Genomic DNA, 26,685 nt, shown 5'->3' with positions numbered 1-26,685 from the left:
ATAATTCTTTGAGTTACAGAATTTTAAAAAAATGTTATATGATTGTAAAGAAAATATCCTTAGTGGTTACAGCTTTATTCTCTTTTTCAATGTTCGCGCAGGAATCTGCAGAATTTTCTAGAGAAATTAAGCAAGACATTAAGTTGTCGTATTTAGATTCTATTAAAAGCACATTCAAAAAAGAGCCGTTAGCTGCAAAAGTTGATAGTTTATGGATGAACGAATTAGTAAGTCTGGACATCTATGACGATTTAACAAAAGACATTCAAACCATCAACAAAGATGTTACAGTTGATGAAGAACTGCCAACCGAATTGCTAAAACAGCGTTTGGCGGCTATGAATGAGAAATCGCCCTTTGAGATAGAATACAATCAAGGTTTAGAAAATATAATAAAGTCATTTCTTAAGAACCGTAAAAAATCGTTTTCTCGATTAATGGCTTTATCAGAATATTATTTCCCAATCTTCGAGGACGCCTTTGCCAAACAAAATGTTCCTTTGGAAATAAAATATTTAGCCGTTGTAGAATCTGCTTTAAACCCTAAAGCAGTTTCTAAAATGGGCGCTACGGGTCTTTGGCAATTCATGTACGGAACCGGAAAACAATACGCTTTAAAAATCGATTCTTATATCGATGAAAGAAGCGACCCTCTTAAAGCTACAGCTGCATGTTCTGAATACATGACAAAAATGTTCAATATTTTTGGTGACTGGGAACTGGTTTTAGCATCTTATAATTCAGGTCCTGGAAATGTTACCAAAGCAATTCGCCGTTCTGGAGGAAAAACAAAATATTGGGACATTAGAAATTACCTTCCTAGAGAAACTCAAGGTTATGTTCCTGCTTTCTTAGCAACCATGTATCTTTTTGAATATCATAAAGAACACGGAATTAACCCAGAGAGAGCTGTGGTTAAAAACTTTGAAACGGATACAATAGCAATTAAAAATCAAATGTCTTTCAAACAGATTGCCGATTTATTAGACATGCCTCAATCTCAGATTCAGCTTTTAAATCCATCTTATAAAATGAATATCGTTCCTTTCTATCAAGGAGAGCAGCATTTTATTCGTCTTCCAAAAGATAAAATAGCAACATTTGTTTCTAACGAAGATCAAATTTATGCTTACGTTAAACATGATACAGAATTTAGATCAACTTCATCAAGACTAGCTGTAAAATACGCTCCAAAAGCTAAGCCGGCGGCTAAACCTGCAGCAATTGATAATAGTGATTACGAATTTTACAAAGTTAGAAAAGGAGATAATTTAGGAGCAATCGCTTCAAAATACAATGTTAGTATTACTGAATTGAAGAAATGGAATAATTTAAAAACCAATTCAGTTGCTGTTGGAAGAAGTATTAAAATTAAATCTGAAGAGCCAGCATCAGTTAAAACAAATGCAGTTATTGATAAAAGAGAAGAAGCTATCGCAGCTGCTGACGATAAAGAAAAGTCAAAAACAGTTGATCAGGATTATGTTGTTGCGGCTGGAGACAATTTAGGAAGCATTGCAAAGAAATTCGGTACGACTATTGCGGAGTTAAAAGAGCTTAACAATTTAACTTCGAATAATATTGGTTTAGGAAAAACGCTTATCATTTCAAAAGCGTCACCAATTATAGAAGAACCGGCTTCAATAACTTCAGCAATCGCATCAAACTCGGTTGATTCATTTAAGAAAAAAGCCTCTTCTAAAAATATTGGCGAAGATTATTACGTTAAAAAAGGAGACTCTTTATACAGTATTTCTAAAAAATATCCTGGAGTAACAATTTCAGATATTAAAAAATGGAATGGTATTAAAGATGAAGATATTAAACCGGGAATGAAACTTAAAATAAACGGATAATAGAATAATCTTATTAAATTTGGGTTTTATTTCATAAATTAAGAAAATGAATAAAACCCATTTTTTATTTCTATTACTTTCATTTTTCCTGATTTCATGCTTTAAAGGTGAAAAGCAAAACGATACAGTTTCGGGAAAAACCAATACTATTTCGATCATTATCGACGATCAGCTTTGGTATGGAGAAGTAGGTGATAGTATCCGAAATAAATTTGCCTCGCCAGTTCTTGGACTCACGCAGGAAGAACCTCTTTTTACCATCAATCAATATCCTGCCAGATTACTGGAAGGCTTTGTTACCGACAGCCGAAGCATTATTGTGGTAAAAAAAACAGCCTCGGAAAAATTCGAAATCATTCGAAGCAAAGCTTTACCTCACAATACTTTTCGCATCTACGGAAAATCAGTAGACGATATTATCTGCAGTATCGAACTAAATTCTCCCGAAATCATAAAACAAATTCATGACGCCGAAATTAAAAAGGTTCAGGAAGACAATAGTAAATCATTGTTGAATCCGGCTGTCATTAAAAATAAATTTCATATCGATCTCCAAATTCCTAGTGGATATGAATATATGCTTCATAAGAAGAACTTTATTTGGCTGAAAAAAGAAATTATCAGCGGTAATACCAGTCTTTTGATGTATCAAATCCCTCTGCATAATTTCCAAAAGAAAAAAGATATCGTCAATTCAATTGTGCGCATGCGTGATTCGATCGGGCGCTACATTAAAGGACGTGAGCCCAATACAAGAATGATTACCAGTGAAGCATATGCGCCCTATTTTTCTAAGATTATTTTAAACAATAGAGATGCGTTTGAAACGAAGGGAACCTGGGAATTAAAAAATGATTTTATGGCTGGACCGTTTATTAATTATGCTATAGTGGACAAAACCTATAATCGTCTTTTGGTTATAGAAGGTTTTTGTTATTCACCTTCCAATCAAGAACGCGATTTGATGTTAGATTTAGAAGCAATTATCAAATCAGTGAAAATTGATAAACGATAAAGTTTGGCGTTAGTTTTTAAACGGACAAGTTTTATAAAAATATAGACAATGGTTTTAATTATTGGAACAATAGCGCATAACTCCATAATTAATCTCCTTTTCCAAACTTGAAACATGAAACATGAAACCTGAAACTTGAAACCCCAAACTCATTCAAGAGAATATTTTTCTTACTTTTGTTTCTAACAAACATAAAAACAAATAGTTATGAAAAAATTAACCGCAACACTAGTATTGTTTTTGCTATGTTTTATTTCTTGTAAAAAAGAAGTTAAAACCGAAACCGTAACCACAAATGTTTCAGACACTACAAAAACAGAAGAACCAATTGCCGAAGAACCAGTGGACTCTGCAGCACAAGCAAAAGCATGGCAGGCATATGCTACACCAGGAGCTCCGCATAAATTATTGTCAGACGAAGTCGGAACTTGGAATTGTGAAATGACTTTTTGGTATGAACCAAATGCGAAACCGGAAAAAAGCTCTTCGGTTGCAACTATTAAAATGATTCTTGGAGGACGTTATCAGGAAGCAAATTATGTCGGAAAAATTATGGGTGCGCCTTTTGAAGGCAAAAGCACAGTGGCATACAACAATGCCAGTAAAGAATTCACAACCACTTTTATCGATAATATGGGAACTGGAATGATGGTTGCGGTTGGTAAATATGATGAAGGCACAAAAAGTGTAGAATACAAAGGCGAAGTTGTAAATCCCGTAACTGGAAAAAAAGCACCTTACAGAGAAGTATATACAATTGTTGATCCCACAACACGAAAAATGGAAATGTACGATACAAAAAATGGAGCGGAATATAAAAGCATGGAAATTGTAATGAAGAAAAAATAAGCTTTCATTTTTTATAAATACAAAAATCCCGATTACAGTTTGTAGTCGGGATTTCTATTTGATAATATTGATGTAATTTTGCGTGTTCATTAAAAAACACAAGCAGAAATCAACAAACAAATACAGAATGGAGTTAAAATGGAAAATAAAGCCTTTTGAGGCATTAAATGTAAACGAGCTATATGATTTACTCCAATTAAGAAGCGAGATCTTTGTAGTGGAGCAAAACTGCGTTTATTTGGATTTAGATGGCAAAGACAAGAAAGCATTACACCTAATTGGCGAATATGAAGGCAAAATTGTGGCGTATTCTCGTTTATTTGACGCAGGAATTTCATTTGATAACGCTTCTATTGGAAGAGTTGTAGTTGATGCCAATTACAGAGATAAAAAATTTGGACACGATTTAATGCGAGAAGCAATCGCTCAAATACAATCAAACTTCGGGAAAGATAAAATTACTATCGGCGCACAATTGTATTTGAAGAAATTCTACGAAAGTCACGGTTTTGTGCAAACAAGCGAAATGTATTTAGAAGATGATATTCCGCATATTGAGATGATTCGAGAGTAATCAAATCTTAGTAATCACAAACTCCACCCGCCGATCATATTTATCCCCTTTCTTGAGGGGATACTTGTTTCCGCAGCCCACATAAGTCATACGGCTTTTGGATATTTTTTTAGAAATTAAATAGCGAAAAACAGTTTTGGCACGATTCCAAGAAAGTCTCCTTTCTTTTGTGGCATGGTCTATAGCGTCAATGTAAATCTCGGGTGTACAGCAGACATGGCCGAGAATTTCAAATTGTAAATTTTGATGATTTTCTAAAATGACCGCAGCTTTGTCCAGAACTTTCTTCGCAGTATAAGTCAGTTTTGAACTTCCGATATCAAATAAAATCAACTCTAAACAAACTTTATCGCCAACTTAAGACCTTTTTTAAATGAAGTATGAGTTCCTTTTCCGAAATTATTTTTTACAACAATTAAGTCGACACGCCGATTTCGGAGTCGTGTTTCGTGCAAGTTTTGAATAGTATCTGCTTTTACTGCAATCCTTCCTTTTCCCTCCAGAATTATAATTTTCCCTTTATCAAATCCATAACCCACAAGAAGATTTTGAATGGTTCTTGCCCGTTTTTTTGATAATTTAAAATTGTAGTTGTCACTTCCGCGATCATCGCAATAGCCATAAATCTGTACGGACTCCACTTCAGATGTGTCTATGTTTTTTATAAAGTCCGAAACAACATGGATTTGTTTGTCTGTCAAATCAAATCTGTCAAATTCAAAATAAAGAGTTTTAACAGGTTTTTGTTGTGCCGATGCCGTACAAAAATAGAGTACAAGTATGGCTAAAGTTAGGTTCATTCACTACATCTTTAAAATCGTTTTATATTCTGTCTGGTTATTTAATACATTAACTGCTCTTTTAATTTCAGAATTATTTTTGATATAAAACTGATACAAACCTTCCTGATATTGATATCTCTTAATCAATTCTTCCTGGATCATGTTTTTAATTTCTTTTTGGTTTTTATCCAGCAAAGTGGTTTCACTTTTTTCTAAAGCGGCCAGTAACTGCTGATATTCAGGAGCAATCGTTTCGTCTATTTTTTCATTTTTAGCTGCTGCTAGAGTGTTTTTCAAAGCCACTTCAGTTTCGGTATCAAAAGTGATTTTATTTGCTTTCAAAAATTGTTTAAAAGAACTGTAATCTGCGTCTGTTATGGTTGGGATTTTATCTCCAAGGTTTGGGTTTTTATAATAATACGTTGTCGCATAATCAAAAACACCGTCATTTTTAATTAAAGCCGCTGCTATTGCGCTGGTTTTAGTTTCTTCTAGTTCGATATCTGGTAAAACACCGCCGCCGTCATAAACCGTTCTACCTTTTCTGGTTTTAAAAGCATTAAAATTTTTGGCATCAGTTTTTAGTGCCACGCCGTTTTTATCTTTATGGGCATAATCCAATGCCTGAATGCAGCGTCCAGATGGAGTGTAATATCTAGAAATAGTAACTTTTAACTGCGTTCCATAAGTAAGGTCAACCGAACGCTGTACCAAACCTTTTCCGAAACTTCTGCTTCCTAAAATCACCGCGCGGTCTAAATCCTGTAAAGCGCCAGATACAATTTCTGAAGCCGAAGCACTTCTTCCGTTAACTAAAATTGCCAGTGGAATTTGTGTATCAATAGGCTCTTTGGTTGTTTTATAAGTATTATTATGCTTTTCAATTCTTGATTTTGTAGTTACAATTACTTCATTTTTCGGAACAAATAAATTACAGATATCAATGGCTTCGTTTAATAAACCTCCTGGATTTCCACGTAAATCGAGAACAATTTGTGACGCTCCATCTGCTTTTAATTTTTCAAGAGCATCTTTTACTTCTGCAGAAGCTTTTCTGCTAAAATGCGCTAAAACAATATAACCTGTTTTATCATCAATTTTTCCATAAAAAGGAACCGATTTAATGTCTACTTCATCCAAAACCAAAACAGTAGTATAAGGTTTCCCCTGACGTAGATATTTAATATTGATTTTAGTGTTTTTTGTCCCTTTCAACAATTGAGAAGCATCATCTTTAAAATCGGCAATCAAAACATCGCCAATCTGAATAATTTCGTCACCTGCTTTCAATCCGGCTTTATCGGCAGGATAGTTTTTATAAGGTTCGCGAACAACCAGACGATCTTTCTTTCTTGAAATCAAAGCGCCAATTCCAGTATATTCTCCAGTATTGTTGATTTTAAAATTAACAACATCTTGTTCGTTAAAGTAAACTGTGTATGGGTCTAAACTTCCCAACATACTTTTGATCGCTTTATCCATCAAATCGCCAGGATTCGTTTCGTCTACATAATTGGTATTTACAGCTTTAAACAAAGTCGTAAAAATCTCGATCTGTTTGGCAATTTCAAAAAAATCTTCTTTAAAACTGGTTCCAACAAACAACATCCCCGCAGCAGCTACAGGTATAATAAATTTCTTTTTGAAATACGGATACATGATTATTCTTTTTTTCTTCTTTTAAATCTTTTTCTAATAAAATAGGCTAATACAAAAAATATAATAATAAGCGGCCAAACGCTTAATAGTGAAATTAATAAATCGGATAGAGTATAGAATCCTGATTTAACGGCATTCCCCAGCTTGGAACCATAAGATATTTTAACACCTTCTTTTTCGACAATGGTTTTATAAAATTCAATTGTAACAGTGCTTTCAGAAACACGGCTTTCCAAATATTTCAGCTGTCCTTCCTTGGCTTCAATTTCTTCGCGAATAGCTGAAATTTGTTCTTCAATTTCTAAAATATCACTGACTTTATTTGCTTTTTTTAATATTTCAAGATAGCGTTCTTCGAGTTTTTTCTTGGTTTTTAATCTTGAAGTCAGATCAATGTATTGTTCAGTAACATCTTCGGCAGATATATTTTTAGTTTCAAAATAAGAAACGCCTTTAGAAACATCATTAACAAAAAGGTCAAAATTCTGACTTGGTACTTTTATAATTAGATTTCTAAAAGCAGTTGCATAATCTTTTCCTTCAGAATCATTTATTATTCTTGCTTTGCTGGCGGCAACTGCCTTTTCAATTTGAATGAAAGAAGTTTCTAAGTTATCTGTTTCAAATCTTAAAGTAGCTTCTTTTATGATTTTTTGTTCGATTTGTTGATCTGCCCGTGGAGGTGGCGGTGGTTGCGGAGATGATGGATCTGGTTTTTTATCATAAGCAACATTTTTTGCCTTCGCAGGTAATTTTAAAGCCGTTACTATCATGTTTTGATCTTCCGTTTGGTAAGATTTATTACATCCAGTAAGAATTAAAAACAAAGAAAATAAAAAGAAAATGTGACGCATAGAATTTCAATTTAGAGCTAAAACTACGATTTTTTTGTCTAAGTTGATTAATAATCTTACGTTTTGAAATCTACGATTCAATTTTCTGTTCAGAATCTGGAGATTTGTTTATTTGAGCGGTAAATTTCTCAAACAGCTGAATCATTTTTGTATTGATTTCTTCGTAAGATAATTTGTCTTTAGTCTGATAAAAAAGCATAATAGAATAATTTCCATCAAGATTATCTAGAAGCAGATGTTTGTTTAAACGATACGTTTCTCTCAACACCCTTTTGAAGTAATTTCTATCGACAGCTTTTTTGAAATATTTCTTTGAAACCGAAACGCCAATTTTAGTTTGTTCTTCTGAATTTTCTGCCTCTTGACGGTAAACCAAACGAAGCGGATATTTAGACACCGATTTTCCATCAGAAAAAAGTAAGCCAATCGTTGTTTTGCTTTTTAAACGCTCGTTTTTAGGGTAAGTGAAATTCATTTAAATTCAGAAAATATTTGCAACAGAAAAAGCAAAGGTAATTTTTTTATTCGCTTATAGATATTCCGTAATGGGTTTTATGAAATCAATTTAGTGTTTTGTATAATATAAATCGCCACGCATCGCTTATTTTTGTTATATTGATTTTTTAATGCCCTTATAATTCGTACAAATTTGAAGGTTTTTTTGTTAATTTTTTCTTTTAAATGCCATATATATTGATAGTTATATAATTTTTATAGGGCTAAAAATATATTTATTACTTTTGGCCTTAAATTTTTCAAGCATGCAAAAGATAATTTCATATCCAATCTCTGTAATTTATTATTTATGTTTTGGATTGTGTTTGGCAGTTTTTCACCCAATTCAATGGATTTGCCTTAATCTTTTTGGTTATCAGGCGCACAAAAAAAGTGTTGATTATTTAAATTTCTTTCTTTTAAAGTGCACCAATTTGGTTGGAACTACGTATACAGTTAAAGGAGTTGAAACAATTCCAACTGGAGTTCCTATTATTTTTGTAGCTAATCACCAAAGTATGTACGATATCGTTGCCATGATTTGGTACTTTAGACGTTTTCATTGTAAATTTGTAAGTAAGAAGGAGTTAGGAAGCGGTATTCCAAGTGTGTCATTTAATTTACGCCACGGAGGATCTGTGCTAATCGACCGAAAAGACCCTAAACAAGCGATTCCAGTAATCAAAGGCTTGTCTGAATATATAGAAAAAAATACAAGATCTGCTGTTATTTTCCCAGAAGGAACTCGTAGCAAAACAGGAAAACCAAAAGAATTTGCTCAAAGCGGTTTAAAAATTCTATGCAAGTACGCGCCATCTGCGTATGTGGTACCGGTTAGTATTAACAATTCATGGAAGATGGTTCGTTTTGGAATGTTTCCAGTAGGTTTAGGAAACCATCTGACTTTTACTGCTCATAAAGCTATGGCGGTAAAAGATTATGATTTTGCCGAGTTGATGCAATTGACGGAAGAAGCAGTTAAAGAGGGAATAAATGAGTATAAACAGGTTTAAGTTTTAGTCCGAGCTAAAACGTACAACCCAAATCTATAATAAGTAATGTCTATAAAAAACATTAGATTAGAAGTAATGCAGTTTTTGGAAAAAAACGTGGATAGCTTCGTTGAACAGTATTTAATTCCAGTGGAAAAAATTTGGCAGCCGTCTGATTTTTTACCAAATTCTGAAGGAGAAAATTTCTTCGAAGAGGTAAAAGAATTACGCGAGATTGCTAAAGAATTACCATACGATTTCTGGGTTACGCTTGTTGGTGATACTATCACCGAAGAAGCTTTGCCTACATATGAGTCTTGGTTAATGGATGTAGAAGGTATTGACCAAATAGAAAATGGTGGGAACGGTTGGTCTAAATGGATCCGTCAATGGACTGGAGAAGAAAACCGCCACGGAGACCTTTTAAATAAATACTTGTATTTGTCTGGTCGTGTAAATATGCGTGAAATCGAAATGACAACACAGCATTTAATCAACGACGGTTTTGATATTGGAACTGGAACTGACCCGTACAAAAACTTTGTATACACTAGTTTCCAGGAATTAGCAACCTACGTTTCTCATAACAGAGTATCGCAGATTGCAAAGAAATTTGGTGATAACAAGCTGTCCAAAATGTGTAAAATGATTGCTGGCGACGAAATGCGCCATCATCATGCTTACAGCGAATTTGTAACTAGAATTTTCCAAGTTGACCCAAGCGAAATGATGCTTGCTTTTCAATACATGATGAAGCAGAAAATCGTTATGCCGGCTCATTTCTTGAGAGAATCTGGACAGAAAATTAGTTCGGCATTTGAGCAGTTCTCAGATTCTGCACAACGTATTGGGGTTTACACAGCAAATGATTATGTTGATATTATGCAGAAATTAATCAACAAATGGGAAGTGGATAAAATTACCAATTTGACTGATGAAGCAGAAAAAGCACGTGATTACTTAATGAAATTACCAGCTCGTATGGCGAGAATTTCAGAAAGAATTGTAATTCCACAAGAATCTCACATCTTTAAATGGGTAGAACCTGCTAGATTGTAAATTTAGATTGCAGATTTTAGATTTTAGATTTAAAATTGAGTTTTGCAATTGATTTTGATATTGAAAAATGTTGATTGTTAGATTTTCAAAACTCTAACAATCAGCATTTTTTATTTAATATAAACGTTTCGTAAATCTGCTTAATCTGCATGATCTGCGGGAAATTCAAATAATAATAATTCATGAATACTTCTGAACTAATAAATAAAACTATCGCTTTCGTAAAAGAAAAACTGAACGATGCCGAAGGCGGACACGATTGGTTTCATATCGAACGCGTTTATAAAAATGCACTTTTGATAGCAAAAGATACCATTTGTGACTTAACAGTTGTGCAGTTGGGAGCTTTACTTCACGATATTGCAGACAGTAAATTTCATAATGGAGATGAAACTATCGGCCCAAAAACAGCCAGAGCTTTTTTAGAGGCTCAAAATGTTTCTGAGGACACAGTTGTTCATGTTGTCAATATCATCGAAAATATCTCTTATAAAGGTGGAAATTTCGAAAAGAAGTTCTCGTCGGTCGAATTAGATATTGTTCAGGATGCAGATCGTTTAGATGCAATTGGTGCAATTGGTGTTGCAAGGGCATTCAATTATGGCGGATTTAAAAACAGAGCTTTGTACAATCCTGAAATTGCTCCAGTGACCAATATGACAAAAGAAGAATATAAAAAAAACAATGCTCCAACGATAAATCATTTCTACGAAAAGCTTCTGCTTTTAAAAGATAAAATGAACACAGAAAAAGGAAAAGAAATCGCTGCGGAAAGACATCATTTTATGGAAACATTCCTAGCGCAGTTTTATGCAGAGTGGGAGGGAGTTAAATAAGTTTCCTTCTGCAAGAATACACTAGGATTCACAGAGCTTCACAAAGATTGATAAAATTTCGTGAAGCTTGCTGTTTAATTTTGTGTATCTCTGTAAAATTAAAAATACAATCACTTACCTTGTAATAAGTTAGATTTTACTCATTACTAATATAAAGATATCCAGCTTGTTTAATAGTTGTGTTGTCTTTGACATATCTTAAAGTATAAAAATAAGTTCCAGACGGTAGTTTGTCATCTTTTTTAAATGTTGAACGACCGTCAGAATAACCAGAAAACATCATGTCATTTTCATTGTATGCATTTGCTTCGTATACTTTAATGCCCCATCTATTATAAATTTCCACTGTATTATCGGGATAATTATCTATTCCTTTGATATGGAAAGTATCATTAAAACCATCTCCATTTGGAGAAATAGCATTATGTACAATTAGATCGTTTGTTGGAACATCTGACTTTTTAACAATGGCAATCGTAAAGATTCCATATCCAGTGACCTCATTGGTCAATAAATTTGTGTACGGTTCATTGCTTAGTGCGTCACTTAGAACCCCTCCCTCATTAATCCATTTTCCAGTTATTTCATCCCAGCGAACTATTGCTAGTTCTGTTTCGGCAGTGATATTGTAGAATGCGGCTGGTGTTGTATCAGGACTTAATGTAAGACTTAGAACAATCTTTTCTGTTCCTTGATTTTGAATCAAGTTCCAATATTCGGCATCGTTTATTTGAATTATACTTTCTTCTTTACTCGTATGCGGATGAATTAGATTCGAATTTTTGAAAAAATACTGCGAAGTGTAGACAGATTGTTCTGCTGAATTTGAATTGTAAAAAATAGGCCTAAAGTAAAGCCCGTCACCTACAGGAAATTCAAAAGGTTTGTCGATGTTGTTTTCTGTTTTTCCGTCAACAAAACTTGCAGTGCTGACATTCGTATGAAAAGCTTGGTTTTTAAAAATCACTAATCCCCCGTAATCATCAGCATTTATTATTCCTTTTGTAAAATCGGCTAATTTTCCAACAGTAATAGTAGCTGCCAAATGAAAAGGAATGGCTGTTGTTTGATTATTAAAAATAATATTTTGAAAATCTGATGGTTTTGTTCCTTCAATTATTTGCTCGGTTGTACCTGTAAAGAAAGTTTTTCCGTTTTCAGAATTAGTATAAGATACAATTCCGTCATTTGTCCAATTTTCAAAGACATGCAGCTCACCATCATTTATAAAATTTCCCGATACTGTATTTCGGTAATCAAGATAAACAGATACCAGGGTTTCTTTATTAATTTTTACATTTCCTTCGTTAACAAACTGCGAATAGCTGTTTTGAAAAATGAAAATGCTCGTACCAACTAATGCGGTTCTTCGAACTATATCTGAAACAATATTTCTCATTTCTTTTACAATTTAAAATTCTTTTTGAATAAAAATGAATTGCTTTTAGCAGCAAGAAAGCCTGATCAGTTTTGTATGCGAGTGTGACTATTTTTTAGCCAAACTATTTACAAGTGCTCTAAGCTCTGCTAATTCTTTCTGCTGCTCTTGTTGTTTTTTCTCTAAAGTTTGAATTTGAGATTGTTGTTCTTGGACAGCTTTTACTAAGGGAACAACAAATTCTGAATAACGCAAGCTGTAGAAATCAGAATCGGATTTTGGTTTAACGATACCGCTGAATTCATAGTTTATTTCTTTGGCTGCTTTTTCTACTTCCTGAGCAATAAAACCTGTCTGTAAATCAGTTGTTCCTTTTTTCATTGTATAAGTAACAGGTCTAAGTTTACTTATAAAGTTCAAACCGAATGTACTCGTATTAATATCTTTTTTTAAACGAAGATCTGAAGGATTTGATTGGGGAACTGTTTTTAAAACCCCATTTGCATCTGCGACAACAATATTGTCAGCAGCAATTCCCGGCTGTAAACCTTCAATGCGAACGGGATCTATTCCAGAAAGTGGAACTACATGTAAAGGGTTTGTTGGGGCCGTGGTTCCAATACCAACATTCACAGCATTTGCACCAGTTGAACCCAGAATAATACTATTACTTGTTGCGACTCTAGCGCTGTAACCTATGGCTGTTGCATTAGTAATATTTAAACCAGATGTAGAAAGATTAGATTGAGAGCCAATAAAGGTATTGTTAGAGGCTGTAGTATTATTGCTGCCTGCAGAAAAACCATATGCAGCATTATTGTTGCCTGTAGTATTTTGCGAGAGTGCACCATAGCCTGAGGCAGTATTGCTGTTTCCGGTAGTGTTCGTGTTTAATGCAATATGTCCTATGGCTGAATTATAAAATCCGTCCGTATTGGATGGCAGAGCATAATCACCTATTGCCGTATTATAACTCCCGTTGGCATTCACATTCAGAGAATATCTTCCTATTGCAACATTGTAACTTCCTGTGGAAACAGCATTGAAAGCATTTACACCTAATGAAGTATTATTTCTATGTATTGTTCCAGCAAAAATATTATCTCTTTTGAAAATGATGTCATGATCGTTCGTGGTTCCTAAAAAATGTAATGCTTCTGATATATTTGAATTTCCAGTTATCCTCCAGTTATTTAAGTTTAATTCATCAGTAGTTAAAGTCTTCAAAACCCCAGTAGCGGGAGCAGCAACGACAATTTGATCAGTTATTAAACCAGATTGTAATCCTGTTATTGCTAATGTGTTAGCGGCATCTGTTCCGATAACGGTCGGATGAAGCAATGCTCCGCCCAGCTCAACTATACCATTAAGATTAGTTAAACCATTTTCCGCTTCATTTAAAATTAAGACAGAATTTGAGGAAATACCATTTACTGTTGAGGTTAAACCGCCATTTGTTGAGGTAAGTTCATTAGAGTTAATAATATCGACCGGCGATCCTGTAACTCCATTTACAGTTGTAGTCAAGTCGTTATTTAAACTTGTATTAGAAACTGTAATAGGAGGTAATGATGTTGCATTAAGCATTGCGCCTCCATCTGTACCAATAGTTATTAAATTTCCTGAGTTTGCACTAATAACATTAGCCGTCGCAATTGTTCCTTCTTCATTAGTGTGTGAAATTATACCAGAAACAGTATTTTGAGATAAAGAAGTTGTTGGAGTATTTATTTTGTAAGCATCTGATGAAACGCCAGTTCCTGTAACAGTAGTGTTATTTCCAGCTTCAATGAGACCAATCCCACCTTGAGGCCCAGCAGGTCCTTGCGGTCCAGTAGCACCATCGTTTCCGGGAACACCTTGCGGACCCTGCGGTCCTGTTGCACCGTCATTTCCGGGAATACCTTGTGGTCCCTGCGGTCCTGCTGCACCGTCATTTCCGGGAATGCCTTGTGGTCCCTGCGGTCCAGCAGCACCATCGTTTCCAGCAATACCTTGCGGACCCTGCGGTCCAGTTGCTCCATCATTTCCAGAAATACCTTGTGGTCCAATTGGTCCTTGAGGTCCTGGTGCACCGTCATTTCCAGGAATACCTTGCGGTCCCTGAGGTCCAATTTGTCCTGTCAATTGCAGCACATTTGATATACCTCTCTCATCTACATAGGTTAATTGATTGGAAGCAGAATTGTAGTTTAATGTGGTTAAAGTTTCATTAAAGACAATAGGATCGGTTGATGAAAGAATTCTTACCCATTTAGCTCCATCCCAATAATAAAATCCAGGAGTGACATCTGTACTTACGGACATATTATAAACAACGAGACTTTGTGTGATGGCGCCAACAACAGGACTTTGATTTGTTGTTTGAACTAAAGATACTCTTGGAATCAGCAAACCTTTATTAGATGAACTAATATCTAATTGAGACGAGCTGTCAGGATTAAGTGTTCCAATTCCAACTTGTGCATTCATCAATAAACTAGTTCCAATAAGAAAAAATAGAAGTGTAATTTTCTTTTTCATATCTCTTCAATTTAAATTATACGATCAAGTATTGATTAATTTTAAATTTGACAAAAAAATTATTGCATCTGAATGTGATTAAAATTTTAAAATGTGATAATAACAGATTAATGAATTTTAGATGTGCTTAGATTGATCTACAGAAAATTTGTTTAGATAATAAAATTTGAAGGCGGGGAAGTATCAAAACATTGATGTTCGGATATGTAATGTAGAATAGAAGAACCGGCGTTAAGAAGTATTTTTTATCGTATAAGTTTATTTTTTTTTGTAAGATAAAAACTTAATACTTAGTTAAAATTACTTAATATTCAACAACTTAGCAAATTTTGATTAAAATTTTTTTTTTGATAGGAAGTTTTTATAATTGAAAAAACTTCACAAAGAAACTAAAAGTTCTTTATGAAGTTTTTGCATTGTAATTTTAGATTATCTAAAAGTAAATTTATGAACAGCCGCAATTTCCATCACCGCAGTCTTTTTTCTTTTTCGATTTAAAGAAATATTTTTTGATCAGAAAAGCTACTGCAAATCCTAATATCGCGAAAGCTATAATTTGCTGGATCATGATTTTTTATTTTAAAAGTTGGTACGCAATTAATGCGGTAAAATAAGCCAGTCCGCTCATTAAAACCAGCTGCATTGCCGGCCATTTCCACGAATTGGTTTCTTTTTTAGTAATGGCCAGTGTACTGGCGCACTGCATAGCAAAAGCATAAAACAGTAATAATGAAATTCCGGTAGGGAAGTCAAATACTTTTTTGCCGGTATCTGGACGTATTTCTGCCTGCATTTTGCTTTTTATGGTCGATTCGTTATCGGTATCTCCAACGCTGTAAATGGTTGCAAGAGTTCCCACAAAAACTTCACGGGCTGCAAAAGAACTAATTAATGCAATTCCTATTTTCCAATCGTAACCCAAGGGCTCGATTGCTGGTTCGATCGCTCTTCCCATTAGTCCGATATAGGAGTTTTCTAGTTTTTGAGAAGCAACTTCGTTTTCAAACTGAGTTTCATCTAAAGTTGTATTGGCAAATCTTTCTTTTACGATAGATTCAGCTTCGTTAAAATCTTTTCCAGGTCCGTATGAAGCTAAAAACCATAAAATAACAGATATCGCTAGGATAATTTTACCCGCACCAACAATAAATGCCTTTGTTTTCTCTACAACATTAATTCCGACATTTTTTAAAAGCGGCATTTTGTAACTCGGCATTTCGACAACAAAATAGGTTTTAGAATCTAACTTTAAAACTTTATTCAAAATATAAGCCGATAAAATCGCCGCAACGAAACCTAAAACGTAAAGTGACATTAAGGTTAATCCTTGAAGATTTAAAATTCCGAAAACGCGTTTACTCGGAATAACCAAAGAAATAATAATAGCATAAACAGGTAATCTTGCAGAGCAAGTCGTGAAAGGCGTTACTAAGATCGTAATAAGGCGTTCTTTCCAATTTTCGATATTTCGCGTAGCCATAATTGCTGGAATTGCACAAGCTGTTCCCGAAATTAAAGGCACGACACTTTTTCCTGAAAGTCCAAACCTGCGCATTATTTTATCCATTAAAAATACCACACGGCTCATATAACCGCTTTCTTCCAGAATCGAAATAAAGAGGAATAAAAAGGCAATCTGCGGAATGAAAATAATTACACCTCCAATTCCTGGAATAATTCCCTGCGAAAGTAAATCGGTTAAAATACCGCTTGGAAGTTCTGCTGCAACCCAGCTGCTTAAAGAAGCAAAAGTGCTGTCAATGAAATTCATTGGAATAGTTGACCAGCTGAAAATAGATTGAAAAATCAAAAATAAAATAGCAAAGAAAATCACGTAACCCCAAACCTTGTGCGTTAAAACACGGTCTAATTTGGCACGAATATCTTTGGCCATCGAAGCGTCGACTTTTAAACCTTCTTTTAAAACATCATTTATAAATTGATATCTTTTGATGGTTTCTTTCTGCTGCAAGCGCTTTAATTCTGAATGTGATTTTGTTAAAGTGCTTCGAACTTCGTTTCGGTCTAGATTTGAAAAGTTCACATCCTGCGTTATTACCAGCCACAATTTGTACATTAATTGATTAGGAAAAGCATGCTGTAATTTTTCAAAATACTCAGGATCAATTACCGAAGCATTTAAACAAGGTTCGCTTGGAAGCGTTTTATAAGAAACAATCAATTCTTTTAATTGCTCAATTCCTAAACCTTTACGCGAACTTACTAAAGCTATTTTTGTTTTTAGTTTTTCTTCTAAATACGGAATATCTAACGAAATTCCCTTTCTTTCCATACGATCAGACATATTAATAACCAATATCGTCGGAATTTCAAGGTCTTTGATTTGCGTATAAATCAATAAATTTCGTTTCAGGTTTTCAACATCTGTCACTACAACTGCGACATCTGGAAAAAGCTTGTCGTTTTTATTCAGCAAAAGTTCAATAACTACACTTTCATCCATCGAACTTGCATTCAAGCTGTAAGTTCCTGGTAAATCTAGAATATTGGCTTTTATGTTATGAGGTAATTTGCAAAAACCTATTTTTTTCTCAACAGTAATTCCAGGATAATTTCCAACTTGCTGGTTAAGACCAGTCAATTGATTAAAAACAGAGGTTTTTCCGGTATTTGGATTCCCAATTAGGGCAACATTGATATTCTGAACGCTCATTATAAATTGTTTTGGATAAGTTCAACTTCAATTTCACGAGCTGTTTCAACGCGAATCGCAACATGCGAACCGTTAATATCCAAATATAGTGGATCTCCAAATGGAGCAATCTGCAATAATTCAACAAAGCTGCCAGGAAGACAACCCATTTCTAATAATTTAAGTGGAATAAGATCTATATCAAAATCTTTGATAATGGCTTTCTCGCCTTTTTTCAGAGTGTGGATAGTATTTTGCAAGCTTATTTAGATTGAATTTAGATTGCAAAAGTAGGCAATTATTATTTATTCCAAGGCATTTAACACCTTAGCAAATGCTAAATGTTTCTAAAAATAAGGCTTTTTACTCTTTTGAAAGGAAATCGATGTCTTCTAAAAGACGTTTGATGTCTTCTTTATTTGTTCCGTCATAAAAACCTCTGACGCGGCGTTTTTGATCTACTAAAACAAAATTCTCGGTATGAACCATATCGTACAATTGATCTGGTCTTCCGAGTTTAACAGCTAAGTACGATTTTCTCGCCATTTTGTAGATTTCTTTTTTATCGCCGGTAACCAAATTCCATTTGCTGTCGACAACACCATATTTTACGGCATAAGCTTTTAGAACAGAAACACTGTCAACTTCTGGGAAAACGGTATGAGAAAGCAGCATTACTTTCGGATTGTTTAAAACTGCTTTTTGAACATCTACAAGATTTGTTGACATTTTTGGACAGATAGAGCCGCAGGTGGTAAAGAAGAAATCGGCAACATAGATTTTTCCTTCGTAATTTTTCTGCGTAATCGTATCGCCGTTTTGGTTTACAAATGAGAAATCGGCGATTGTGTGGTATTTACTTTTATATTGAATGGTACTGTCCACTAATTCAGGATTTACGTCCGATGGATTGTAAATCGGAAGTGTCTTTTTAGGCTTTAAGGCAGAATAAAATAAAGATATAGTAACAACCGAAAATACTATTAGGACAATAAAGAATTTGCGGTATTTATATAAAAGCGATTTCATAAAAATAATTTGGCGCAAAAGTACAAAAAGCAGATTTTAAAAACTTTAGTCCCATATTTTTTTAACAGCCTTTTGTAACTTTTATTGTAAAACTATATACTAATAGAATTGTTCCTAATTTCATTTGTGATATTTATTCTTAATTGTGATTTTACAGTTAGAATTTTAACACTATTTTAGAAATAATAACAATATGTTTGTATATTCCCTTAAACTATAAATTTTTATGAAAAAACAATTTGCTAAACCTGTGTTTGGTGTTTTATCTGCAATGTTTTCATTAACGGCAGTTCAAGCACAAATTGCTCCAAAAGAACCAGGTATTAATGTCTCTTACATGGATAAGAAAATCAGCCCAAGTCAGGATTTTTTCAAATATGTAAACGGAACTTGGTTAGATAAAACAGAAATTCCAAGTGACCGTACAACTTGGGGAAGTTTTAATGAGCTGATTAAGAGAACCGACAAAGATGTAATGGCGGTTTTAAAAGATGCTTCGAAAAACCCAAAATACAAATCGAATACCGATCAGGGGAAAGCGGTTAATTTATTCAATACCTATTTAGATACGATTGGAAGAAATAAAAAAGGAATAGAACCTTTAAAACCGTATTTGAAAAAAATCGATGCTATTAAAAATGTTGCTGATGTTCAGAAATATTTAGTAGAAATGGAAAAAGAAGGCGGTTCTGGATTTTTCGGAATTTACATTGGAGCTGATGACAAAAACAGTTCTAAAAATTCAGTAAATCTTTCTCCAAGCGGACTTGGACTTCCAGACAAAGATTACTACACTTCTGATGATAAGGATTCTAAAGAAAAGCGTGCAAAATATGAACAGCATATAGCGAGAATGCTTCAGTTTATTGGCGAATCTCCAGAGAAAGCAAAACAAAGCGCGGCGGAAATTTTAGCTTTAGAAACAGAATTATCGCAGCCAAGATTAAACAGAGTTGAAAGGAGAGACAGCCGTTTACAATACAACCCAATGACTGTTGCCGATATTCAAAAACTAACTCCTGCAATTAAATGGAATGAATATTTTACTGGTTTAGGAATTACTAAATTAGATACAGTTATTGTAAGCGAGCCTAAATATATGACTGCTCTTCAGACTGTTTTTACCGAAAATAAAGTAGGACAGTGGAAAGAGTATTTGAAATGGGATTTGTTAAACGGGGCTTCGGGACAATTAACAACGGATATTGACAATGCACGTTTTGACTTCTACAGCAAAACTTTAAGAGGAGCAATTAAACAGCTTCCTGCTGAAGAAAGAGGGCTTAACATAGTGAATGGTTCTGTTGGGGAAGCTCTTGGAAAACTTTATGTAGAGAAATTATTTCCTGCTGAAGCTAAAGAGAAAGCACAAAAAATGATTCAGAATGTGATTTTGGCTTACAAAAACAGAATCAATTCGTTGACTTGGATGTCTCCAGAAACAAAAGTTAAGGCTGTTGAGAAATTAAATAAAATCACGATCAAAATTGGATACCCTGATAAATGGAAAGATTATTCTGCTTTAACAATTAAAAGTGTGGCAGAAGGTGGAACTTATTTTGATAACGTGAAAAATTTATCAAAGTGGGGTTTTAAAGAAAGTATTGAGAAATTAAGTAAACCAGTTGATAAAACAGAATGGGGAATGTCACCTCAAACCGTAAATGCTTATTACAATCCGTCTTACAACGAAATTGTATTCCCAGCGGCAATCTTACAACCGCCATTTTACAATTATCAAGCAGACGAAGCCGTTAATTATGGTGGAATTGGTGCTGTGATCGGACATGAAATTTCTCATGGATTTGATGATTCTGGTGCACGCTACAATGCTGATGGAAATTTAGTGGACTGGTGGACAGAAGAAGATTTAAAACAATTTACAGTTTTGGGAACAGATTTAGCCAATCAATACAGCGCTCTTGAGCCGTTGCCTGGAGTTCACGTTGATGGTAATTTTACCTTGGGTGAAAACATTGGAGATTTAGGCGGAATAAACGCAGCTTATGATGGTCTGCAGTTATATCTAAAAGAAAACGGAAATCCAGGACTAATTGACGGTTTTACACCAGAACAACGTTTCTTTATTTCTTGGGCTACAGTTTGGAGAACAAAAACAAGAGACGAGGCCATTAAAAATCAAGTAAAAACCGATCCACATTCACCAGGAATGTACAGAGCTTATGTACCAATTCAGAATGTTGATGCTTTTTACAAAGCTTTCGATATTAAGAAAGGTGATAAAATGTATCTAGAACCAGAAAAACGTGTTAAAATCTGGTAAGACAATTATTACAATCAAAAAACGGTGCTGCGTAGAGCGCCGTTTTTTATGGATTAAATCCACATTAAATTAAATCATATTCTTACAATTAATTATTTATAAAATTTTAACATATTATTCAAAATAATAACAATATGTTTGTAATTATACTAAAACGTTAAATAAAAATGATAAAAAAGCTCTCCAAACCTATGTTTTGTGTGGTTTCTGCAATGTTTTCATTAGCAGCAGTACAAGCACAAAATGCAAAGCCAAAGGAACCAGGAATTAATGTTTCTAATATGGATCCTAAAATTAGTGCAAGTCAGGATTTTTTCCGTTACGTAAATGGTGCCTGGTTAGATAAAACAGAGATCCCAAGTGATCGTAATTCTTGGGGGAGTTTTAACGAACTGCGTCAGAAGACAGATACCGATGCACTCGCTATTTTAAAAGCGGCTTCGAAAGATCCAAAATATAAATCAAATACCGATCAAGGTAAGGCAATTGCTTTATTCAATACTATTTTGGATACCGTTGGAAGAAACAAAAGAGGCGTTACACCGCTTCAACCTTATCTGAAGAAAATAGATGCCATTAAAAATGTGGCGGATCTTCAAAATTATATAACAGAAATGCAGCTTGCAGGCGGCTCTGGTTTCTTTGGAGTTTCCGTTGGTGCTGATGCTAAAAATAGTAATAAAAGCAGCGTTAACCTTGGCCCTGGAGGTTTAGGTTTATCTGATAAAGATTATTACAATGCTGATGATAAAGATTCTAAAGAAAAACGTGAAAAATACGAAGATCACGTTTCTAGAATGCTGCAATATATTGGAGAATCTCCTGCAAAAGCAAAAGAAAGTGCCAAACAAATTTTGGCGTTAGAAGTTGAAATGTCTGCGCCAAGATTAGACCGTGTGGAGAGAAGAGACAGAAGAAAACAATACAATCCAACTGCTGTTGCAGATTTGAAAAAAAATACGCCTTCTATTCAATGGGAAAAATATTTCACAGGAATCGGGATGGCAAAATTAGATACTGTAAATGTAGCACAGCCTCGTTACATGATCGCTTTGGAGAAAATTTTTACTGAAAAGAAAGTAGAGGCTTGGAAAGAGTATTTGAAATGGTCATTATTAAACAGATCGGCTTCAACTTTAAGTACAGAGATTGAAAATGCAAACTTTGATTTCTACGGAAAAACATTAACTGGCGCTTTAAAACAGCGTCCGCGCGAAGAAGTAGCTTTGCAGGTAATCAACGGGGCAACGGGAGAAGCTTTAGGGAAATTATATGTAGAAAAATTATTTCCTGCTGAAGCAAAAGCAAAAGCGAAAGACATGATTGCTAACGTAATGCAGGCTTATGAAAACAGAATCAATGCGCTGCCTTGGATGTCTAAAGAGACGAAAGTAAAAGCCATTGAGAAACTAAACAAATTGACAGTTAAGATTGGATATCCTGATAAATGGAAAGATTATTCAAAACTAGAACTTAAAAACGTGAATGAAGGCGGTACTTATTTTGACAATATGAAAAATTTATCAAAATGGTCTTATGCTGAAGCCTTAGCAAAATTGGGTAAACCAGTTGATAAAACAGAGTGGGGAATGTCGCCGCAAACCGTTAATGCTTATTTCAATCCTTCTTATAACGAAATTGTATTCCCAGCTGCGATCTTACAGCCTCCTTTCTATAATTATCAAGCTGACGAAGCAGTAAATTATGGCGGAATCGGAGCGGTAATCGGCCACGAAATATCTCATGGCTTTGATGATTCTGGAGCGCGTTACAATGCTGATGGAAATTTAGTGGACTGGTGGACGCCAGAGGATTTAAAACAATTTACAGCTCTTGGCGGTGAATTAGCAGCACAATACAGCGCATTAGAACCTCTTCCTGGAATTTTTGTGGACGGTAAATTTACATTGGGTGAAAATATCGGAGATTTAGGCGGCATTAACGCTGCATATGATGGTTTACAATTGTATTTGAAAAAACACGGAAATCCAGGTTTGATCGACGGACTTACACCAGAGCAACGTTTCTTTATTTCCTGGGCGACTGTTTGGAGAACAAAATCTCGAGATGAAGCTATCAAAAGTCAGGTTAAAACAGACCCGCACTCGCCGGGAATGTACAGAGCGGTTGTGCCAATCAAAAACTTAGATTCTTTTTATGCAGCATTTGGAATTAAAAAAGGTGATCCAATGTATTTAGAACCTGAAAAAAGAGTTAAAATCTGGTAATTTTTGCGTAAGATATAAAAATGGGCTGGCTCAACTCGAGACAGCCCATTTTTTCTATGGTCATTTTGTTTGTGAAAAAAAATTAAGCTTTTCAAATTTTATACCTTTTATAATTCCGTAGGAATGTTTCATCGGTAGAAAAAGTAACCAAGTCTCGTTTATGTTCCGTAGGAATATTTGATATGTTTTATCGCTAAAAAAAATGAGAATGCAAACGTTCCTACAGAATGTAAAAACAATCATAACAATATAATTTTTTCTACGACAAATGTTCCTATGGAACAGATACATAAATAGAAAACGGCGCTAAATCAGCGCCGTTTTTTTATTCTATAAACTTTAATTTATTTGATATGCGAATAAATATAAGCTTCAAGAGCTTTTAATTCTTCATCAGACATTGCCTGCGTTACCGGCAAGTTGGTTTTCATCACCGCAAACTGACTCGGGTCTACAATTGGTTCTGCGTTTCCTTTTAAGAAAGTAAGCATATCGCCATTTTTATCTTTATAAATTTTGGCAATTTCCTTAACGCTTGGTCCAATTACTTTTTGATCAGGCTGGTGGCATGCAAAGCAGTTTCCAGTTCCTTCAAAAATTTGTTTTCCCAATTCTTCTGGAGTTTTGGCTTTCGCCGATTCTCCTTCAGAGTACGATTCCGTTGTCTGATCTGTTTTTTCAGAACCCTCTTTTTTACAAGAGGCAAAAGCTAAAACAGCAGCTAAAAATACTGCTTTATTCATATTTTAATTTATTATTTCATCGCTTCAAATTTGTAGCCATTAAAAAGTAATTTAGCTACAAGTTGTTTTTCAAGTAAATCTTTATCTCCTTTTTGAAAAGAAAGATTAATTTTTTCTGTATCAGTTAGCGTACCTTTTAAAGGAAAATATTTGTTGTCTGCTGTGATAACTTCGTCTTTAATATTTTTACCCGTATTTGGATTCGCATATCCTGTTTTTGTAGCATACCATCCACCTACTTCTCTGGTTCTTGTTTGTTCCCTATTGTTATTATCTACAACTGTATATATTGAATTTACCATGTACACTAAACTTGGAGGCCAATTAGCCATAAAAGTGATGTTCTTTTTCACCACATCTCCAATTTTTACATAATCCTTTACCATTCCATTTTCTTTTAAAACTTCTTGTTTTTGGTAAATGATTCCGTTTGATACCATTATGTTTAATGCTGCCATAGCATCCTGCTCCACTTTTAACTGGTCAATTGTTTTTTGATTCGCATCGGCAATTACCTTTTGAATATCAGTTGGAGTACCGTTTATAAATTCCAAAACTCCTTTTTCGTCGATTCCTGCAGCACTGATAAATTTGTATTTATCATTACAAACACTTGCAACAATAGTTTTTTGAAAACTTAATCCCTGATCTTTACCGTAATCGACCACTTCGTTGGTTTTGCTGTTACTTAAATCAGTAAGAACAGACCAGTAAAGAGTAGATCCATCAAGCATTAAAGCACTTTTTCTCTCAATTGAAAAAACGGGGCGGTTATCCAAAGTCAAGATTTTGTACGTTACTTTTTCTTTGTCTAGAATTGCAACTTCAGTTCCATCGATACTGATTTTGTCTTTTTTAAATTTAATTTCCTGAGCTACAGTCGTTAAGCTAGTAACTAACAAGAAAGAAAGTAATAATTTTTTCATATACTTATAGTTTAGATTTGTTGCGCTAAAGTATATGTTTTTTTGTGAATAATTACTTGTTTAATAATATTGCCGCTTCTTTAGCAAAATAAGTAGAAATAAGATTAGCACCTGCACGTTTGATGCACATTAATTGTTCCATCATAATTTTATCGTGGTCAAGCCAGCCTCTTTCAGATGCTGCTTTAACCATTGCGTATTCTCCAGAAACCTGATAAACGGTTACAGGAACATGTACTGTATTTTTTATTTCGCGAACGATATCCAAATAAGCAATTCCAGGTTTTACCATAACCATATCTGCGCCTTCTTCTACGTCTGACAATGCTTCTTTAATTGCTTCGATACGATTAGCGTAATCCATTTGATATGTTTTTTTGTCTTTTGGAACCACAACATCAGCCTCTTTTGGAGCCGAATCTAAAGCATCTCTAAAAGGTCCGTAAAAAGCAGAAGCATATTTAGCAGAATAACTCATGATGCCAACATTCTGAAATCCGGCAGCATCCAAACCTTCGCGAAGACGTAAAACGCGTCCGTCCATCATATCACTTGGCGCAACAAAATCGGCACCAGCTTCTGCGTGAGAAACGGCCATTTTTACTAAAGCCTCAACTGTGCTGTCGTTTTCTACATCGCCATTTTTTATAATTCCGTCATGACCGTAAATAGAATAAGGGTCTAACGCCACATCTGGCATAACGATCATTTCTGGACAAGCTTCTTTTATGGAACGAATAGCCTGCTGCATTAACCCATTAGAATTCCAAGCCTCTTTTCCAGTATTGTCTTTTAAGTTTTCGTTGACTTTTACATAAATATTAACGGCGCGAATTCCTAAATCATAAAGTTCTTTCACTTCTTCAACCGTTAAATCTATAGATCTTCTGAAAATTCCCGGCATTGACGGAATTTCGACTTTTACATTTTCTCCTTCAGCAATAAACATAGGAAACATAAAATCCGATGGACTTAAGCTGGTTTCGCGTACTAAAGAACGAATGGATTCATTTACTCTTAATCTTCTGCCTCTTTGTAATGGGAACATATAATTTTAGATTTTAGATTTTAGATTTTAGATTTTTCTAGTTGATTTCTCTGATATCAGACTGAAAATCTATTTCTAAAACTGCAGTTGTTTTAATTTTTTTTGAAGTTTATCTCAATTTTTGATGAGTGGCGCAAAGTTAAAGAAAAAGGAACAAATAAGGCGTTTAGCTTGTTGTAGAATGAGTTAATATTATCTAAAAATTTGGATTTTTTATTGTTTCAACCAAAGCATGGTTTTTCAGAATATTCCATCTAAATTTGCTAAATGAAGAAATTTCTCGCTTTATTTTGCTGTCTGCTCTTAACAAGTTGTTTTGAGATAACAGAAAGAATCAAACACCGCAGTGACCAAAGTGGTGAATATACATTAATGGTTGATTTTTCCAAGTCGTGGTTCAAAACCAAATCGGCTATTTTTTTGGAAGAAGTTGATGGCGTAAAAATCCCGAACGAACAGGAAATCGCCCAGAAACTGGAAGACTTTAAATCCAAAGCTTCAAAAATTGACGGAATCTCAAATGTAACCACAAAAACAGATTTTGACAATTACGTTTTCATTATCAAACTCAATTATGCTAATTTGAAAGCATTGAATGCCGTTGTGAACACGATAAACAATCAGCGCGATCAGATTCACTTTAGCGGAAGCGGCAAAACTTTTGAACGAATTGCCTCTTATCCAATTCCGGAAAAAACGGTAAACGATCCGAAGAAAAAGAAAGATCTTGAAGAAGCCAGCATTATTTCGATTTATACTTTTGATAAAGATATTCTGTCGGTAAATAATGCAAACAGTAAAATTTCAACAAATAAAAAGACGGTTTTTTTGAAACAAAGCATGTATAGTGTTTTAAAGAAATCAACATTAATGAATAATACAATCCAATTAACGCCTTAATT

General features: G+C 34.4%; 24 protein-coding genes. 10 read left to right on the top strand and 14 right to left on the bottom strand.

All coding sequences use genetic code 11. The annotated features are described in order from the left end of the window. Positions 1-38: 38 nt before the first annotated feature. The 4 genes from HYN86_RS04385 to HYN86_RS04370 all read left to right on the top strand — a co-directional run bounded on the left by HYN86_RS04385 (position 39) and on the right by HYN86_RS04370 (position 4,294). On the top strand, positions 39-1,856 hold the full coding sequence (locus HYN86_RS04385) for a LysM peptidoglycan-binding domain-containing protein (protein WP_113679851.1): 1,818 nt from the start codon (positions 39-41) through the stop codon (positions 1,854-1,856). Between the two features lie 46 nt (positions 1,857-1,902). Beyond that, entirely contained in the window at positions 1,903-2,871 is a 969-nt protein-coding gene (locus HYN86_RS04380) for a DUF4837 family protein (protein ID WP_113676945.1), read from the top strand. A 207-nt stretch (positions 2,872-3,078) separates the two neighbouring features. Continuing rightward, the gene (locus HYN86_RS04375; protein WP_113676944.1) at positions 3,079-3,720 is read left to right on the top strand and encodes a DUF1579 domain-containing protein; all 642 of its coding nucleotides are present in this window, start codon (positions 3,079-3,081) and stop codon (positions 3,718-3,720) included. Between the two features lie 127 nt (positions 3,721-3,847). After that, positions 3,848-4,294, top strand: coding sequence for a GNAT family N-acetyltransferase (locus HYN86_RS04370; RefSeq protein ID WP_113679850.1), 447 nt, complete (start codon positions 3,848-3,850; stop codon positions 4,292-4,294). Here the strand turns inward: HYN86_RS04370 and HYN86_RS21260 are convergent, their stop codons facing one another. The 5 genes from HYN86_RS21260 to rnpA all read right to left on the bottom strand — a co-directional run bounded on the left by HYN86_RS21260 (position 4,295) and on the right by rnpA (position 8,064). Beyond that, entirely contained in the window at positions 4,295-4,627 is a 333-nt protein-coding gene (locus HYN86_RS21260) for an OmpA family protein (RefSeq protein ID WP_317048544.1), read from the bottom strand. It abuts the gene before it with no gap. Between the two features lie 2 nt (positions 4,628-4,629). Beyond that, positions 4,630-5,094, bottom strand: a complete 465-nt coding sequence (locus HYN86_RS21255; RefSeq protein ID WP_317048543.1) for an OmpA family protein — start codon at positions 5,092-5,094, stop codon at positions 4,630-4,632. Between the two features lie 3 nt (positions 5,095-5,097). Beyond that, positions 5,098-6,735 carry a S41 family peptidase gene (locus HYN86_RS04360; RefSeq protein WP_113676943.1) on the bottom strand — a complete coding sequence of 546 codons (1,638 nt, stop codon included), beginning with the start codon at positions 6,733-6,735 and terminating at the stop codon, positions 5,098-5,100. A gap of 2 nt (positions 6,736-6,737) precedes the next feature. Then, complete coding sequence (locus HYN86_RS04355) at positions 6,738-7,562, bottom strand: DUF4349 domain-containing protein (RefSeq protein WP_230406427.1); 825 nt, start codon at positions 7,560-7,562, stop codon at positions 6,738-6,740. 97 nt (positions 7,563-7,659) lie between these two features. Then, positions 7,660-8,064, bottom strand: coding sequence for a ribonuclease P protein component (gene rnpA, locus HYN86_RS04350; protein ID WP_113676941.1), 405 nt, complete (start codon positions 8,062-8,064; stop codon positions 7,660-7,662). Between the two features lie 286 nt (positions 8,065-8,350). Here rnpA and HYN86_RS04345 point away from each other — a divergent pair, with 286 nt between their 5' ends. From HYN86_RS04345 to HYN86_RS04335, 3 genes are all read left to right on the top strand, one after another. After that, positions 8,351-9,097, top strand: coding sequence for a lysophospholipid acyltransferase family protein (locus HYN86_RS04345; protein ID WP_113676940.1), 747 nt, complete (start codon positions 8,351-8,353; stop codon positions 9,095-9,097). Between the two features lie 45 nt (positions 9,098-9,142). Continuing rightward, positions 9,143-10,135, top strand: a complete 993-nt coding sequence (locus HYN86_RS04340; RefSeq protein ID WP_113676939.1) for an acyl-ACP desaturase — start codon at positions 9,143-9,145, stop codon at positions 10,133-10,135. 182 nt (positions 10,136-10,317) lie between these two features. Further along, positions 10,318-10,971 (top strand): HD domain-containing protein, encoded by a 654-nt coding sequence (locus HYN86_RS04335; RefSeq protein WP_113676938.1) that lies wholly within the window; start codon positions 10,318-10,320, stop codon positions 10,969-10,971. 136 nt (positions 10,972-11,107) lie between these two features. On the opposite strand, the gene HYN86_RS04330 is transcribed toward HYN86_RS04335, so the two are convergent. The 6 genes from HYN86_RS04330 to HYN86_RS04305 form a co-directional block, all read right to left on the bottom strand. Beyond that, a complete protein-coding gene (locus HYN86_RS04330) occupies positions 11,108-12,370 on the bottom strand; it encodes a gliding motility-associated C-terminal domain-containing protein (RefSeq protein ID WP_113676937.1) in 1,263 nt (420 codons plus the stop codon). An 87-nt stretch (positions 12,371-12,457) separates the two neighbouring features. Further along, the gene (locus tag HYN86_RS04325; protein ID WP_113676936.1) at positions 12,458-14,872 is read right to left on the bottom strand and encodes a tail fiber domain-containing protein; all 2,415 of its coding nucleotides are present in this window, start codon (positions 14,870-14,872) and stop codon (positions 12,458-12,460) included. 445 nt (positions 14,873-15,317) lie between these two features. Next, positions 15,318-15,440, bottom strand: a complete 123-nt coding sequence (locus HYN86_RS04320) for a FeoB-associated Cys-rich membrane protein (protein ID WP_317048542.1) — start codon at positions 15,438-15,440, stop codon at positions 15,318-15,320. 6 nt (positions 15,441-15,446) lie between these two features. Next, a complete protein-coding gene (feoB, locus tag HYN86_RS04315; RefSeq protein ID WP_113676934.1) occupies positions 15,447-17,546 on the bottom strand; it encodes a ferrous iron transport protein B in 2,100 nt (699 codons plus the stop codon). Then, the gene (locus tag HYN86_RS04310) at positions 17,546-17,785 is read right to left on the bottom strand and encodes a FeoA family protein (RefSeq protein ID WP_113676933.1); all 240 of its coding nucleotides are present in this window, start codon (positions 17,783-17,785) and stop codon (positions 17,546-17,548) included. Before HYN86_RS04310 ends, feoB begins: the two co-directional genes overlap by 1 nt. Before the next feature lie 103 nt (positions 17,786-17,888). Beyond that, on the bottom strand, positions 17,889-18,554 hold the full coding sequence (locus HYN86_RS04305; RefSeq protein ID WP_113676932.1) for an SCO family protein: 666 nt from the start codon (positions 18,552-18,554) through the stop codon (positions 17,889-17,891). A 226-nt stretch (positions 18,555-18,780) separates the two neighbouring features. On the opposite strand from HYN86_RS04305, the gene HYN86_RS04300 reads away from it, so the two are divergent. Continuing rightward, entirely contained in the window at positions 18,781-20,838 is a 2,058-nt protein-coding gene (locus tag HYN86_RS04300; protein ID WP_113676931.1) for a M13 family metallopeptidase, read from the top strand. Between the two features lie 167 nt (positions 20,839-21,005). After that, on the top strand, positions 21,006-23,066 hold the full coding sequence (locus HYN86_RS04295) for a M13 family metallopeptidase (RefSeq protein ID WP_113676930.1): 2,061 nt from the start codon (positions 21,006-21,008) through the stop codon (positions 23,064-23,066). 344 nt (positions 23,067-23,410) lie between these two features. Here the strand turns inward: HYN86_RS04295 and HYN86_RS04290 are convergent, their stop codons facing one another. The 3 genes from HYN86_RS04290 to hemB are packed head-to-tail and all read right to left on the bottom strand — an operon-like array spanning position 23,411 to position 25,783. Continuing rightward, on the bottom strand, positions 23,411-23,809 hold the full coding sequence (locus HYN86_RS04290; protein ID WP_113676929.1) for a c-type cytochrome: 399 nt from the start codon (positions 23,807-23,809) through the stop codon (positions 23,411-23,413). 11 nt (positions 23,810-23,820) lie between these two features. Next, complete coding sequence (locus HYN86_RS04285; RefSeq protein ID WP_113676928.1) at positions 23,821-24,735, bottom strand: hypothetical protein; 915 nt, start codon at positions 24,733-24,735, stop codon at positions 23,821-23,823. Between the two features lie 52 nt (positions 24,736-24,787). Further along, a complete protein-coding gene (gene hemB / locus HYN86_RS04280; protein WP_113676927.1) occupies positions 24,788-25,783 on the bottom strand; it encodes a porphobilinogen synthase in 996 nt (331 codons plus the stop codon). A 267-nt stretch (positions 25,784-26,050) separates the two neighbouring features. On the opposite strand from hemB, the gene HYN86_RS04275 reads away from it, so the two are divergent. Beyond that, positions 26,051-26,683, top strand: a complete 633-nt coding sequence (locus HYN86_RS04275) for a hypothetical protein (protein ID WP_113676926.1) — start codon at positions 26,051-26,053, stop codon at positions 26,681-26,683. The last annotated feature ends 2 nt before the right edge of the window (positions 26,684-26,685 follow it).

It is taken from the genome of Flavobacterium fluviale, from assembly GCF_003312915.1.
Classification (GTDB): domain Bacteria; phylum Bacteroidota; class Bacteroidia; order Flavobacteriales; family Flavobacteriaceae; genus Flavobacterium; species Flavobacterium fluviale.
This window is presented reverse-complemented; position numbering and strand designations above follow the sequence as displayed.